13 protein-coding genes, 1 tRNA gene and 1 pseudogene are annotated in these 14115 nt (G+C 71.8%); 9 read left to right on the forward strand and 6 right to left on the reverse strand.

Annotated elements, in window-relative coordinates; all coding sequences use genetic code 11:
* Positions 1 to 95: 95 nt before the first annotated feature.
* Positions 96 to 671, forward strand: a complete 576-nt coding sequence (locus tag ACFW1A_RS28900; RefSeq protein ID WP_380413723.1) for a TerD family protein — start codon at positions 96 to 98, stop codon at positions 669 to 671.
* Positions 672 to 750: 79 nt separating this feature from the next.
* Here ACFW1A_RS28900 and ACFW1A_RS28905 read toward each other — a convergent pair whose 3' ends face one another.
* Positions 751 to 3036 carry a PQQ-binding-like beta-propeller repeat protein gene (locus ACFW1A_RS28905; RefSeq protein ID WP_380413725.1) on the reverse strand — a complete coding sequence of 762 codons (2286 nt, stop codon included), beginning with the start codon at positions 3034 to 3036 and terminating at the stop codon, positions 751 to 753.
* 189 nt (positions 3037 to 3225) lie between these two features.
* Between ACFW1A_RS28905 and ACFW1A_RS28910 the strand changes: the two genes are divergently transcribed.
* Entirely contained in the window at positions 3226 to 3807 is a 582-nt protein-coding gene (locus ACFW1A_RS28910; RefSeq protein WP_380413727.1) for a TerD family protein, read from the forward strand.
* A 52-nt stretch (positions 3808 to 3859) separates the two neighbouring features.
* A complete protein-coding gene (locus ACFW1A_RS28915) occupies positions 3860 to 4981 on the forward strand; it encodes a DUF475 domain-containing protein (RefSeq protein WP_380413729.1) in 1122 nt (373 codons plus the stop codon).
* Positions 4982 to 5089: 108 nt separating this feature from the next.
* On the opposite strand, the gene ACFW1A_RS28920 is transcribed toward ACFW1A_RS28915, so the two are convergent.
* Complete coding sequence (locus tag ACFW1A_RS28920; protein WP_380413733.1) at positions 5090 to 6157, reverse strand: DUF2637 domain-containing protein; 1068 nt, start codon at positions 6155 to 6157, stop codon at positions 5090 to 5092.
* Between the two features lie 379 nt (positions 6158 to 6536).
* Here ACFW1A_RS28920 and ACFW1A_RS28925 point away from each other — a divergent pair, with 379 nt between their 5' ends.
* On the forward strand, positions 6537 to 7259 hold the full coding sequence (locus ACFW1A_RS28925; RefSeq protein WP_380413737.1) for a Tellurium resistance: 723 nt from the start codon (positions 6537 to 6539) through the stop codon (positions 7257 to 7259).
* Between the two features lie 19 nt (positions 7260 to 7278).
* On the opposite strand, the gene ACFW1A_RS28930 is transcribed toward ACFW1A_RS28925, so the two are convergent.
* On the reverse strand, positions 7279 to 8178 hold the full coding sequence (locus tag ACFW1A_RS28930; protein ID WP_380413739.1) for a TerD family protein: 900 nt from the start codon (positions 8176 to 8178) through the stop codon (positions 7279 to 7281).
* Between the two features lie 73 nt (positions 8179 to 8251).
* Complete coding sequence (locus ACFW1A_RS28935; RefSeq protein WP_380413741.1) at positions 8252 to 8473, reverse strand: zinc ribbon domain-containing protein; 222 nt, start codon at positions 8471 to 8473, stop codon at positions 8252 to 8254.
* Positions 8474 to 8637: 164 nt separating this feature from the next.
* On the opposite strand from ACFW1A_RS28935, the gene ACFW1A_RS28940 reads away from it, so the two are divergent.
* Positions 8638 to 8709 (forward strand) — tRNA-Val (locus ACFW1A_RS28940).
* 171 nt (positions 8710 to 8880) lie between these two features.
* Here ACFW1A_RS28940 and ACFW1A_RS28945 read toward each other — a convergent pair.
* Positions 8881 to 9579, reverse strand: a complete 699-nt coding sequence (locus tag ACFW1A_RS28945; RefSeq protein ID WP_380413743.1) for a hypothetical protein — start codon at positions 9577 to 9579, stop codon at positions 8881 to 8883.
* Positions 9580 to 10103: 524 nt separating this feature from the next.
* Between ACFW1A_RS28945 and ACFW1A_RS28950 the strand changes: the two are divergent.
* Positions 10104 to 10524 (forward strand): annotated as a pseudogene (locus ACFW1A_RS28950) (UTRA domain-containing protein); the annotation flags it as partial.
* Between the two features lie 66 nt (positions 10525 to 10590).
* On the opposite strand, the gene fdxA reads toward ACFW1A_RS28950, so the two are convergent.
* Complete coding sequence (gene fdxA / locus ACFW1A_RS28955; RefSeq protein WP_380413745.1) at positions 10591 to 10914, reverse strand: ferredoxin; 324 nt, start codon at positions 10912 to 10914, stop codon at positions 10591 to 10593.
* A gap of 95 nt (positions 10915 to 11009) precedes the next feature.
* Here fdxA and soxR point away from each other — a divergent pair, with 95 nt between their 5' ends.
* The 3 genes from soxR (at position 11010) to paaI (ending at position 14111) form a co-directional block, all read left to right on the forward strand.
* Positions 11010 to 11453, forward strand: coding sequence for a redox-sensitive transcriptional activator SoxR (soxR, locus tag ACFW1A_RS28960; RefSeq protein ID WP_380413747.1), 444 nt, complete (start codon positions 11010 to 11012; stop codon positions 11451 to 11453).
* Between the two features lie 317 nt (positions 11454 to 11770).
* Entirely contained in the window at positions 11771 to 13561 is a 1791-nt protein-coding gene (locus ACFW1A_RS28965) for an Ig domain-containing protein (protein WP_380413749.1), read from the forward strand.
* Between the two features lie 130 nt (positions 13562 to 13691).
* Positions 13692 to 14111 (forward strand): hydroxyphenylacetyl-CoA thioesterase PaaI, encoded by a 420-nt coding sequence (gene paaI, locus ACFW1A_RS28970; RefSeq protein WP_380413752.1) that lies wholly within the window; start codon positions 13692 to 13694, stop codon positions 14109 to 14111.
* Positions 14112 to 14115: the final 4 nt, after the last annotated feature.

Consider the following 14115-nt stretch of genomic DNA (forward strand, 5'->3'; position numbering starts at 1 on the left):
GCGCCGGGCCGCGTCGTCCCCGGCGACGGGAACCGCGCACTACGATCGGGCCGTTGCGCGGGTGTCGGAGCACGCAGGACGCTGGGAGGAACCTGATGGGTGTCAGCCTGAGCAAGGGCGGCAACGTCTCGCTGAGCAAGGAGGCGCCCGGTCTGGCCGCGGTGCTGGTGGGCCTGGGCTGGGACCTGCGCACGACGACCGGCGCCGAGTTCGACCTGGACGCCAGCGCGCTGCTCTGCACCGAGCACGGTCGGGTGACCAGGGACGAGGACTTCGTCTTCTTCAACAACCCGCGCAGCCCCGACGGTTCGGTGGAGCACACCGGCGACAACCGGACCGGCGCGGGCGAGGGCGACGACGAGGCCATCACGATCGACCTGACCCGGGTGCCGGACGGGATCGCCAAGATCGTCTTCCCGGTCTCGATCTACGAGGCCGACGCCCGCGGCCAGACCTTCGGCCAGGTGCGCAACGCGTTCATCCGGGTGGTCGACCGGGCCGACGGCCGGGAGCTGGCCCGCTACGACCTGTCCGAGGACGCCTCCACCCAGACCGCGATGGTCTTCGGCGAGCTCTACCGCAACGCGGGGGAGTGGAAGTTCCGCGCCATCGGACAGGGGTACGCGACCGGTCTGCGCGGCATCGCGCTGGACTTCGGCGTCAACGTCTGAGCCCCGGCGTCACCGTCTGAGTCCCGGCGTCAACGTCTGTGCCCCGGCGCGGTGCCGGGGCTCAGACGTCGACGCCGGGTCAGTCCAGCGGCAGCGCGTACACCTTGCTGTCCTGAACGGCGATCAGCTGCTTGCCGTCGGTGGCGAACTCCCAGGTGGAGCCGGCGGCGCCGGTGGTCCGGAAGTTCCAGCTGACCCGGCGGTCCTTGGTGTCCACCGCGAACACGCCCTTCGCGTCGGTGCCGACCACCAGGGTCGAGCCGGCCAGGAACGGCGGCTCCGACATGGTGACCTCCTCCGGCAGCGCGACCCGCCACAGCTCGTTCCCGTTGTCCGCCTGGTAGGCGATCAGCACCGGTCCGGCCGGCGGGGTGTAGGTGGTGTTGTCCCGGGTCACCGTCATGCCGCCGAGCACCGTGTAGACGACCCCGTCGCCGACCGCGGCCGGCGTGTACCAGAGCCGCTTCTGCGGCGGCGTCTTCAGCCAGACCTGCTTGCCGCCGCTCACCGCGACCGCCTGGAGGCCCAGGCCCGGGGCCGAGCAGAACACCCGGCCGCCGTCGGTGGCCGGCTGGTACGGCGCCTGGGACTCGGTGTTGGCGAACCAGACCTGCTCGCCGGTGCTGACCGAGCGGGCCACCAGGTTGGTGGACGAGTCGGTGTACAGCAGGGTGTCGCCGGCCACCACCGCGTCCACGTCCGGGTCGGCGTCCGGCTTGCGGTGCTGCAGCCACAGCAGCGAGCCGTCCTGGTGGGAGAGCGCCATGATGCCCTTGGTGTGCGGGGTGTCGGCGGCGGTGACGTCGGCGCCCATCACGTCGCACAGCGCGTAGACCGCGCGGTCGTCCGCGGCCAGCACCTTGCTCGCCGTCACCAGCGTGTTCGGGTCCGGGCCGGGCTTCTGGGCGAAGCTCCACAGCACCGAGCCGCTGCCCGGGTCGGCGGCCATCAGGTTGAGCTGGCTGTAGAAGAGCGCGTTGCCCTGCGGGTGGACGTCGTCGGCCGAGGCCTTGGCATCGGTCCAGCGGACCGTGCCGTCCTTGCCGTCCAGCGCGAACAGGCCGTCGCCGCCGATCAGCACCAGGCCGTGCGCACAGGCCGGGCGGGCCATGATGAAGACGGTGGGGATGGTCCAGGTCCAGTTGGGCGCGGGCGCCTCGCCCTTGGCCCGGGTACGGGTGGGGCCCGGGGCGGGGCTGCCGGTGGGGCCCGGGGCGGGGTGCGGCTTCGGGGCGGGCGAGCCACCGCGCAGCGCCCAGGCGGCGCCGCCGGCCGCGGCCAGCAGCAGGGCGCCGCCGCCGGCCAGCAGCGCGCGGCGGGAGGTGCTGCGCGGCACCGGGGCCGGGGTCGGGACCGGGACGGTGGCCGGGTCGGCGGGCCCGGGCAGCGCGACGGTCGGTGCGGTCTCCGGCCCGGTGGGCGGCACCGGCCGGGCCGGCGCCGGCGCGGCGGCCACCGGGTGCGGCCCGGTGGGCGGCTCCAGGTCGAGCACGGCGGCGGCGTGGTCGGCGATCTGCGCGGACAGCGCGGCCGGCAGCCAGCCCGCGAACACGCCCGGGCCGAGCAGTTCGACCAGTTCGGTCGGGGTGAGCCGGTCCTGCGGGTCCTTGGCCAGGCAGGCCGTCACCACCGGCCAGAGCTCCTCGGGCAGCCCCGAGAGCTCCGGCTCCTCGTGGATCACCCGGTACAGCTGGGCGGCCGCCGAGGCGTCGCCGTCCCGGCCGAACGGGCCCGCCCCGGTGGCCGCGAAGACCAGCACCGAGCCCAGCGAGAAGACGTCGGAGGCGGGGTCCGCCGCCCGCCCGGCCGCCTGCTCCGGGCTCATGAAGCCCGCCGAGCCCACCACCAGGCCGGTGCTGGTGAGCCGCTCCTCGTCCAGTGCCCGGGCGATGCCGAAGTCGATCACCCGTGGCCCGGCCGAACTCAGCAGCACGTTGGACGGCTTGAGGTCGCGGTGCACCAGGCCGGCCGCGTGCACCGTGAGCAGCGCCTGGGCCAGCCCGGCGCCGAGCGTGCGCACCGAGGAGACCGGCAGCGGGCCGTGCTGGGCCACCGCCTCGCTCAGCGAGGAGCCGAGCACGTAGCCGGTGGCCAGCCAGGGGAGCGGCGCCTCGGTGTCGGAGTCCGTCACCGGGGCGGTGAACGCGCCGCCGACCGCGCGGGCGGCCGCCACCTCGCGGGCGAACCGGGCCCGGAACTCCCGGTCCTCGGCCAGTTCCGGCCGGACCACCTTGACCGCGACGGTGCGGCCGCCCGCGGAGCGGGCCAGGTAGACCAGGCCCATCCCGCCGGCGCCGAGGCGGGCGATCAGGCGGTACGGTCCGACCTCGACCGGATCGGACGGGTCGAGTGGCTGGATCGGCATGCTGTGGCTCCCCCGTAGCTCTTGTGCTGGAGCATCGTAGGCCTTTTAGCTGCTTGATAGGTTCCAAGTTCAGGATGTTCAGTGGGCGGATCGGCCCGGGACGGGCGGGTGTCGGCGTAGACATGTATGTCGGCCTGCTCGTGTTCCGACGCGCAGCCGGGCCGCCAGGGAGTGGGAGGAAGAGCCACGATGAGTGTCACGCTCGCCAAGGGCGGCAACGTCTCGCTGAGCAAGGCCGCGCCGAATCTGACGCAGGTGCAGATCGGCCTGGGCTGGGACGCCCGGTCCACCACCGGCGCGCCCTTCGACCTCGACGCGAGTGCGCTGCTCTGTGCGGGCGGCCGGGTCCTCGGTGACGAGTACTTCGTCTTCTACAACAACCTCAAGAGCCCGGACGGCTCGGTGGAGCACCTCGGGGACAACCTGATCGGCAGCGCCGACGGGGACGGGGACGCCGAGGTCGTGGTGGTCAACCTGGACCTGGTGCCGCCGGCCGTCGACCGGGTGGTCTTCCCGGTGTCCATCTACGACGGCGAGCTCCGGCTGCAGAACTTCGGCCAGGTGCGCAACGCGTACATCCGGGTGGTCAACCTGACCACCGGCTACGAGATCGCGCGCTACGACCTGTCCGAGGACGCCTCCGGCGAGACCGCGATGATCTTCGGTGAGCTCTACCGCTATCAGGGGGAGTGGAAGTTCCGGGCAGTGGGTCAGGGGTACGCATCGGGTCTGCGCGGCATCGCCCTGGATTTTGGAGTCAACGTCCAGTGACGACCACGCCCCGGGCGTGCTCGGAACTGCCGGCCGAAAGGTAGTCGTCCTCGTGTTCATCCGCACTTTCGGGTGGTCCTTCGCGACCACGATCGCCGGGCTGGTGGCAGCCGGACTGATCTGGGGCGCCCAGGGCTTCGGCGTGGTGCTGATCCTCGCGATCCTGGAGATCTCGCTCTCCTTCGACAACGCGGTGGTCAACGCCACGGTGCTGAAGCGGATGAACCCGTTCTGGCAGAAGATCTTCCTCACCGTCGGCGTGCTGATCGCGGTCTTCGGCATGCGGCTGGTCTTCCCGCTCGCCGTGGTCGGCCTGACCGCGCAGCTGAGCCCCAGCACCGTGCTGGACCTCGCGCTCCACGCGGACCACACCGCCGGCGGGCTGACCTACGCCCAGCACCTGGAGGCCGCCGGGCCGGCGATCGCCGCGTTCGGCGGGGTCTTCCTGCTGATGATCTTCCTGGACTTCCTGCTCGGCGAGAAGGACTACCACTGGCTGCGGCCGCTGGAACGCCCGCTGGAGCGGATCGGGCAGCTGAAGGCGGCCACCACCGTGGTCGCGCTGCTCACCCTGGTGCTGACCGCCCACTTCCTGGCCGGCGACCACGCGGAGACGGTGCTGCTGGCCGGCGTGCTGGGGCTGGCGACCTACCTGACGGTGAACGGGCTCTCCAGCCTGTTCGAGTCCTCGCTGGAGGGCGCGGAGGAGGCGGCGGAGGCCGCGCAGCAGCACGCGCACCAGGGCGGCGGCGCCACGGCCGTGCAACTGGCCGGCAAGGCGGCGTTCTTCCTCTTCCTCTACCTGGAGGTGCTGGACGCCTCGTTCTCCTTCGACGGGGTGGTCGGCGCCTTCGCCATCACCGACAACCTCTTCCAGATCACCCTGGGCCTGGGCATCGGCGCGCTGTACATCCGCTCGCTGACCGTGTTCCTGGTCCGCAAGGGCACCCTGGACGACTACGTCTACCTGGAGCACGGCGCGCACTACGCGATCGGTGCGCTGGCGGTGATCCTGCTGGTCTCCATCGAGTACAAGATCCCGGAGCTGGTCACCGGCCTGATCGGGGTGACCTTCATCGGGGCGGCGCTGGCCTCCTCGGTGCGGCGCAACCGGCGCGAGGCCGAGCTGGAGGAGGCGCTGGACCGGGAACCGGTCCAGCTGGGCAGGCCCTGACGGACGATCAGTCCTGACACTGCGGGGGCGGTACTCGAACGCCAGGAGCCCCGCACCGCCGCCGTGAGGCGGTGGTGCGGGGCTCCCTCTTGTGCGCCCGATCCGGGGTCAGCCCAGCTTCTTCTCCATGGCGCGCAGCTTGCGCTCCAGCGAGTCGAACGGGGACTCCAGCTTCGGGATCGCCAGGGTGTCGTCCTCGGTGGTCAGGTCGACGCTGTCGTACCGGCCCGACTCGACGGCGGTGCGGCGCGGGGCCGCGGAGAGGGCGGCCGGCTCCAGCGCGGACGGGCCGACCTTGGCCATCGGATCCTCAGCTAGCGCAGGCTCCGCAGCGGGCTCGCCGGCCGAGCCGGAGGTCAGCGCGGGCACCTGGCGGCCACCGCGGGCCCGGCCCAGCGCGCCGCCGCGGGAGAGCGCCTTGAGCTCGGCGCGCTCGCGCCGGTCGGCGCTGCGCGCGGCGTTGCGGGCCTCCATCTTGTTGGCGCGCTCCTCGCGCACCTCCTCGACCGCCTCGTCCAGGCTGCGCACGTTCTCCAGCAGCATCAGCGACCAGGCCGCGTAGGTCTCGCGCGGCGCGCGCAGCCAGCGCACGATGCGGATCTGCGGCAGCGGACGGGGGATCAGGCCCTGCTCGCGCAGCGCGGCCCGGCGGGTCTGCTTCAGCGCGCGGTCGAACAGGATGGCCGCCGAGATGGACATGCCGGAGAAGAACTGCGGGGCACCGTCGTGCGAGCCGCCGCGCGGGGCGTGCACCCAGTTGAACCAGGCCGAGGCGATCGCGAAGACCCAGACCAGCAGGCGGGAGCCGAGCGCCGCGTCACCGTGGCTGGCCTCGCGCACCGCGAGCACCGAGCAGAACATGGCCGCGCCGTCCAGACCGAACGGGACCAGGTACTCCCAGCCGTGCGACAGGCCCAGGTTCTGGGTGCCGAAGCCGACCAGGCCGTGGAAGGAGAGCGCGGCCGCCACACCGGCGCAGCAGAACAGCAGCACGTACGAGGCGATCCCGTAGACCGCCTCCTTGCGCCGTCGGCGCTCCTCGCTGCGCTCCCAGGAGTCCCCGTTCTCCTCGGCCTTGGCGTTCTTCATGCGCAGCATCGCCACCAGGACGGCGACGAAGAGCAGGCCGGCGCCGGCTATGCCGGACCAGACCAGTTGAGTGGACGAGAGTGACATTGCGGCGTGAGCCTCTGCTTTCCGCGATCGGGGGCGGGAGGTTTGGACTGACCCGCGCGTGACGGGGGACACCTGTGCGGCAAGACGATATCGCGTCCGAAGCGGCGGCATGGTACGGGAGTGGGGGTTGTGGGACCATCCGCCGCGCGGGTGGCTTGACGGAGCGTTCGGTCGGTGGGGGCCGACGGCTGACGGAGCGTCCGGTCGACGCCCTCGACGGCTGACGCAGCGTCCGGAGGGAATGACGGACCGTTGGGACGGACGGTGGCGCAGTCCCGCCGGTGGGTATGGACCGCAGTGCACAATGGTGCGTCAGAGCATCGTCACCGCCGGTCACGGGGGTGGACGAAGGATCGAGTGAGGGTGGGGGCGGGGCGGGATGGGTGCGGTCTGGGAGTTCCTGCGCGGGGAGCGGAACCTGCCGGACGTGGTGAGCCAGGGCGGAAAGGTGATCCTCACCAAGTCCCGGCCGACCCACCAGTTGACGGGCGAGGGGCCGACCATCGGCACCCTCTACGTGAACCTGCACTGGACGGCGCGGATCGTCCAGGGGTCGCAGGGCAATCTGCGGCGCAAACTGCTGCAGCCGCGGCAGTTGCTGCGGCAGGGCGACGACGGCTTCCAGGGCGGCGCGCAGAACGTCGACCTGGACCTGGCCTGCATGTACGAACTGACCAACGGTTCCCGGGGGGTGGTGCAGCCGCTGGGCAAGTTCTTCGGCGACCTGCAGCACCCGCCGTACGTGAAGCTCAGCGGCGACGACCAGTACGGGGCGCCGTCCGGCGAGTCGATGTACATCAACCTGGAGAAGAAGGAGGAGTTCAAGCGGCTGCTGATCTTCGTCTACATCTACGACGGCACCCCCGCCTTCGACCAGACGCACGCGCAGATCCAGATCGTGCCGCCGAGCGGTCAGCGGCTGGAGGTCAACCTGGACGAGCGGGCGGGGACCGCCCGTTCGTGTGCGGTGCTGCTGATCGAGAACGAGGGCGGGAAGTTGATGGCCCGTCGGGAGGTCCGGTACGTGCACGGGTTCCAGGCGGACCTGGACCGGCTGTACGGGTTCGGGATGCAGTGGCAGCGGGGGTACAAGGAGGAGTAGGGGCGCGAGGGTCCGAGGGTCAGGGGCGGGGGAGGAACTGCGGGCCCTGCGGCGGGAGCGCGAACGGGGGCTGCGGGGTCGGGGGCTGGGGCTGGGGCTGCGGGTGCGGCTGGGCCGGGGGGTAGCCGTAGGTCGGCTGGGGCTGCTGCGGGTAGCCGTAGGTGGGCTGGGGCTGCTGCATCGGTTGAGGGTAGCCGTAGACCGGGGGAGCGGCGGGCGGCGGCGGAGTCGGCGCGCCGGGGGTCGACGGGGTCGGAACCGGGGCCGGGGTCGGCACCGGGGCCGGGGCCTGGGACGGGGTTGGCGCCGGGGCCGGGGGAGCGCTGGGCGCCGGCGGGGCGGGTGCCTCGTGGGCCTGCTCGGCACCCGGCTCCTCGTCCACCGTGATGCCGAAGTCGACGGCCAGGCCGCTCAGGCCCGACGCGTACCCCTGCCCGACGGCGCGGAACTTCCAGCCGCCGTCGCGCCGGTACAGCTCGGCGCAGATCAGCGCGGCGACCGGCTCGACCTCCTGCACCGGGAACTCGGCCAGCGCCGGGCTGCCGGCCGGCGCCGCGAGGTCGTGCAGCAGCACCCGCAGGCCCTGCACCTGCTGGAAGGTCCCCGACTCGGTGGACCCGGCCAGCACCACCCGCTGCACCTCCGGCGCGAGCTTCGCCAGGTCCACCTCGATGGTGTCGGCGATCTCCGTGCTGCCCGGCACCCGCTGCTTGCGCAGGTGGCGCACCACGCCGGAGGGGTGGCGGGGCTGGTTGTAGAAGACGAAGTCGGCGTCGGACCGGACCTTGCCGTTCTCGGCGAGCAGCAGCGCGGACGCGTCCAGGTCCGGCGCGCTCCCGGTCGCGGTCCAGCGCAGCACCACGCGGAGCGCCGCGGCGGTCAGCGAGATGTTGGCGCCCTTCGCCATCACGTGCGTCATGCCTGCCATCCTGCCCGCTGGCCGACCCGCCGGACAATGCGCCCGGCGGGTCGCCCGCAGCTCGGTGCCCGGGTCAGCCGCAGCAGCCGCCCCCGCAGCAGCCGCCGCCCCCGCCACCACTCGGGGCCTGGGCGGCGCCGCCGCTCGCGGTCCCGGTCACGGCGATCGCGGAGAGCAGCTTGGTGGTGTCGGTGTGCCCCTGCGGGCAGACCGCCGGATCGTTCGCCTGCGCCATGGCACGACGCAGCTCGAAGGTGGCCCCACAGGTACGGCAACGGAACTCATAACGCGGCATGCCCGCAGCGTACCCGCGCGCACCGCTTTGTAAGAGCAGCGCTCTCCGCCTCCCACCCACCTGTCCGTTCTGCCCCCTTCCGTCCGTCTGCACTCGGCTCCGAAGCCCAGACCAGGTACTCTTGCTTCTCACCACGCGGGCCCCCAGTAGGGTGCCGGCGGTCGGGGCGCGTAGCTCAGTGGTAGAGCGCTGCTCTTACAAAGCAGATGTCGGCGGTTCGAAACCGTCCGCGCCCACAGCGGAAGGGCCAGTTCGGAGGCGTGATCCTCTGGAACTGGCCCTTCGTCGTTCCTGCGGTATTCGGGATGATCAGTCGGTCCGTGTCATCTCCGCGCCAGGGGACGGGCGGTCCTGCCTTGGGCTTGGGGTGCCTGTCATCAGCGGACGGCCGAGTGCGATCGCTGGGTCTACATCAGGTCGCTGATCACCGGATGCTCGGGCGATACAGGACAGGTGAAGACCCGCATGGTTTCGCGCCTGCCGAGTCGCACGGCGGTGGGCTCGCGGCGCTGCCAGTAGGTCTCCGACGGCTCGTCGAGGAAGCCCGTCGGCGCCCAACTCGCAGTGCCCCCGTCCCACTCGGCACTGGCCAGCGACGCCGTGAACCGCATCTCGCCACCGCAGGTGTAGCACTCCACCGGTCCGTCGTAGCCCTGGTAGTTCCAGGGCTCGTGGCCGCCGAGCTTCCAGCCCGGAGCGGTGGAGAGGTCCCAGTGGTAGCGAGGTTCGTAGTCTTCCGGATCGTCGGTGATGTCGCAGAAGGTGGCCGCCTCCCACTCCTCGACCCGCTCGTCGAACTCCTCGCCCAGGACGCCGGGGTCCGGATACTCGGTGACCGGCTCCGGACGGAGCAGGCAGGGGGTGGGGAGATAGCCCGGCTCCCCGATGACCAGGGGCTCCTGCGGTGGCAGGAAGACGCCGTCCAGATCGCGGCTGTTGCGATAGCGGACGTGGACGTAGGGGCCGGCGATGCCGTTGTAGGGGACCTTGCCGCCTTCGTAGCGGTGCTGGAAGGGGCACCACAGGATCTGCAGGAGATCCGTCCCCGGAGGGAACCCGTCGTACCAGGGTACGTCGCACGCGTACACCTGCAACACCGGGAGCATGGGCCAGGCCGTCTCGGCAGGGATCTCGTCCCAGGTGAGCTCGCTGAGCGGGGTGGAAGCCGTCGCGGACCGCTCGCCACGGACGTTGCCGGGTCGATGCGGCGAGTAGTGCCTGAGGTGCTGACCGCCTGGGCAAGTCGGCCACGCTTCACGGGCCGGCCAGGCCAGCGGGCCTCCGACCGAACTGTCGTGCGGGCCCGGGCGGGCTGGTTCTGGGTGCAACCGGACCGCTGTCCGCTTGTGCTCGGCAAGCTCGGGGAAGAACGAGAGGACATCCATCGGGCGGGGCGGAGTCACTGGAACATTCATCGTGCTGCCCCTGTCGTTGAACGGCGGCCCGGCCGATCGCAGCGGCATTCAGGGCGGATTGATGAGTCGGTTGCGCGCTGCATCGTACGATCCCCGCCCGACAGGCTGATCTGCCGACGCCGCGGGTCTCACCTCGGTTCGCCAACCGCCCCTGCTGTCTCCGGTGCTACCCGGATCTCGTAGGCCAGTCGGAATCGGTCCCCTGCCATCACCAGGGCTCCGGGCGCTCCATCTGGTCGGCCGACATCGACGGCCGGACTCTGGAAGTCGACCAGGTCGACGTTTCGGTCCAGCCTGTTCGGTGCCGCTTCGTCCTCGACGGCAAGCCGGTCCTGCTCTCCACCTCGTACCTCACCGCCGCCCTGGTGGCCGGTACTCGGATCGTGCAACCGGACTCCGGTCCGGGCGGTACGTATGCGCGCCTGGCTGAACTCGGTTCCAGGCCAGTCCACTTCCGCGAGGAACTCCGCGCCCGCATGCCTACGGCCGAGGAGGCCGCAAGGCTCGAGTCGGGCCACCGGGACCCCGGTGATCACGGTCTGCCGAACGGCCTTCGCGGACGACCGCCGGCCGGTGGAGGTCAACGGGGTGACTCTGGACTCGGCCTCCTGCGCTCTGGAGTACGACTTCGACGCCCGACGGAGTACCCCAACGCCCCGGACCGAGCTCGGTCCGGGGCGTTCGGGTACGGGTGGGCGCGGGTCAGGTGGTGGTTTGGGGTGGGAGGGCGGCGACCATCGGGTGGTCGTGTTCGATCAGGCCGAGTTTGGCGCTGCCGCCGGGGGAGCCGAGGGTGGTGAAGAACTCGGCGTTCGCGGTGGTGAAGGGGTGCCAGGGGGTGGGGGTGTCGTCCTCGAAGTAGATGGCCTCGACCGGGCAGACCGGCTCGCAGGCGCCGCAGTCGATGCACTCGTCGGGGTGGACGTAGAGCATCCGCTCGCCCTCGTAGATGCAGTCGACGGGGCACTCGTCGAGGCAGGCCTTGTCCTTGACGTCCACGCAGGGCAGGGCGATCACGTATGTCATCGGGCTGCCGTCCTCTCCGGGTCGGTGGTGCTTGCCGCTCTGGCGCAGCCGACCGTAGGGGCTCAAGTAATCTTGAGGTCAAGAGGAGGGGGTCCATGAGCCATCAGCCCGACGACTGGCTGGGCATCGGCGAGGTGAGCGCGCGGACGGGGGCGGCGGTGTCCGCGCTGCGGTTCTACGAGGAGCTCGGGCTGATCGCCTCCGAGCGCGACGGGCGCAACCAGCGCCGCTACCCCCGGCACATGCTGCGCCGGGTCGCGCTGATCTCGGTGGCGAAGCGGATCGGGATCCCGCTGCAGGACCTGCGGGAGGCGTTCGCCGACGTGCCGCTCGACCGGCCGCCGAGTCATCAGGAGTGGCAGCGCGCCTCGCGCGGCTGGAAGCTCCGCCTGGAGGAGCGCCGGCAGACCATCGAGCGGCTGGAGGCCGAGCTCACGGGGTGCATCGGCTGCGGCTGCCTCTCGATGAAGGCCTGCGCCCTGCTGAACCCGGGCGACGCGCTCGCCGAGGACGGCGGAGTCGGTCCCCGCCGCCTGTAGGGGGCCGTGCCCGCAGTCGGTGCGGGCTCATTTTGCTGAAGCTTTGTCAGACGAGGGGGATCAGCTGGCGTGTGACATGTGCAATGGTACTGCGGTCCGTGTGACGGACCGGCGGTGGCGGGGGCCACCGCCGTTTGCCGAGAAGGGACTTCTCCGTGACCGCAGGATCCACGGGAGTGTGGCGCCGGGCCAGGGCGTTAGGGGCCGTGTTCGCCTCCCTCGGACTGGCGTTGGCCGGTGTGCAGGTGGCGAGCGCAGCCGATGCGGCCTCAGGTGCGCCCGCCGGGGACGGTTGGGTGCAGACGCACGGCAGTTGGGTGCAGATCAGTCCGGGCCACCCGCACGCGGCGGCCAACGCGCTGACCGCGCAGGCCGCGGCGCAGGGACCGGCGCAGCCGCAGGGCGGCGGGGTGCGGCCGAACGCCGATCCGGCGCCGGGGCTGGGGATCGTGCCGGTCAACAACGACCAGCCGAACCTGACCTACCGGGGCGGCCAGGACTCCGTCGGCGTCACCTCGGGGCCGCCGAAGGTGTACGTCATCTACTGGGGAAGCCAGTGGGGGACCGAGGGCAAGGACGCCGACGGGTACACCACGCTGTCCAACGACCCGGACAACGCCGCGCCGTACCAGCAGTCCTTCTTCAAGGGGCTGGGCAGCAACGGGGACGCGTGGAGCGGGGTGATGACCCAGTACTGCGAGAACGTGGCGACCGGGAGCGGCAGTTGTCCGGCCGACGCGCCGCACGTGGGGTACCCGGCGCCCGGCGGGACGTTGGCGGGGGTCTGGGTGGACAACGCGGCGGCCGCGCCGGACCGGGCGACCGAACCGCAGATCGCCGCCGAGGCGGCCGCCGCGGCCAAGCACTTCGGCAACACGACCGGGGCCCAGAACCGCAACGTGCAGTACGTGGTGACCACGGCCAAGGGGATGGACCCGGACAGCTGGCACGAGCTCAACACCTGGTGCGCCTGGCACACCTTCGAGCGGTCCAGCTACGGCACCCTGGCCTACACGATCATGCCGTACCTGACCGACAACAAGTACTGCGGCACCAACTGGATCAACCCCGGTCCGCGCGGCCGGCTGGACGGCTGGTCGATCCTGGGCGGCCACGAGTACGCCGAGACCATCACCGACCAGAACGCGATGGGCGGCTGGATCGACCAGGCGGGCCAGGAGAACGGCGACAAGTGCGCCTGGATCACCAAGGGCACCCCGGGCGGCCTGTTCAACCTCGAACTCGCCACCGGCGCCTTCGCCGTCCAGACCACCTGGGACAACGACCGGCACACCTGCTCCGCCGCGCACCCGGTGGTGGCCAACAGCCCGCTGGTGGTGAGCACCATGTGCGACCGCACCGCGCCGCCGGGGCAGTCGGTGGAGCTGCCGGTGATCGCCTCCTCGACCGCCTCGGACCGGCTGGAGTACCGGGCCACCGGGCTGCCGCGCGGGCTGCACATCGACCGGCGCACCGGGGTCATCCGCGGCCGCACCGACCAACTCGGCTACCACGACGTCACCGTGACGGTCCGCGACGGCGCCGGCAACCAGGCCGCCACCCGGTTCTGGTACGGGTTCTACGGCTACGGCGAGTACGGGTGCCTGGGGATCGAGCAGTTCGTCGACCCGGGCTTCGAGGTGCCGCTGGACAAGAAGGGCAACTATCCGGGCTGGTGGGGTCCGTCGGGGCCGGGCGTCATCACGCAGTCCACCGCGCACCAGCCGCGCTCGGGTGCGGGCTACGCCTGGCTGGGCCACTCGGCGGCCACCGACGACTCGCTCGCGCAGGGCGTGGAGACCACCCCGGGGTACACCCGGGCGAGCCTGTCCTTCTGGCTGCACGTCGACTCCGCCAACACCGCGCCCGACAACCGGGACACGCTCACCCTGGAGCTGGACGACCAGTACTCCGGCCGGCAGATCGCGGTGCTGCGGACCTGGTCCAACCTGGACGCCACCAGCGGCTACGTACCGGTCTCGATCGACCTGACCCCTTACGTGGCTGCGGAGTTCGGCTCCACGGTGATCGTCAGGTTCAGCGCGCACGAGGTGGGCGCGGCGCAGACCGCGTTCCTGATCGACGACACCTCCTTCCACCTGTCCTGACGGTGGGAGCGCGGGCTCGGGACGCCGACCGGGTGTCCTGAGGAGAGCAGGGGCCGGGCGGCCGGGGTGGACCGCCCGGTCCCGTCGTCGTTCGTTGACACGGGTGCGGCGGACGATCAGGATGGCCGCCATGGAAGCCGAAGGGGTCGCCCGGGCCAGGGAGATGGCCGACCGGGACCCGACCAACCGGGCGCTCGGCATCGAGCTGCTGGAGCTCGGGCCCGGTCGGGCCACGCTGCGGATGCGGGTGGCCGAGACGATGCTCAACGGTCACGGGACGATGCACGGCGGGTACCTGTTCCTGCTCGCCGACGCGGCCTTCGCGGTGGCCTGCAACACCCACGGTCCGGTCACCGTGGCCCAGGGCGCGCAGGTGTCGTTCCTGCGGTCGGCCGGGGTCGGCGAGGAGCTGACCGCGCAGGCCGTGGAGCGCGAGCGGGCCGGGCGCAGCGGGATCTACGACGTGACCGTGCGTCGCACCGGCGGCGAGACGGTGGCCGAGTTCCGCGGCCAGAGCGCGATGCTGGCCGGGCGCCCGCCGCGCGGGTAGCGGC

The organism is Kitasatospora sp. NPDC058965 (assembly GCF_042741245.1).
Taxonomy (GTDB): Bacteria; Actinomycetota; Actinomycetes; order Streptomycetales; family Streptomycetaceae; genus Kitasatospora.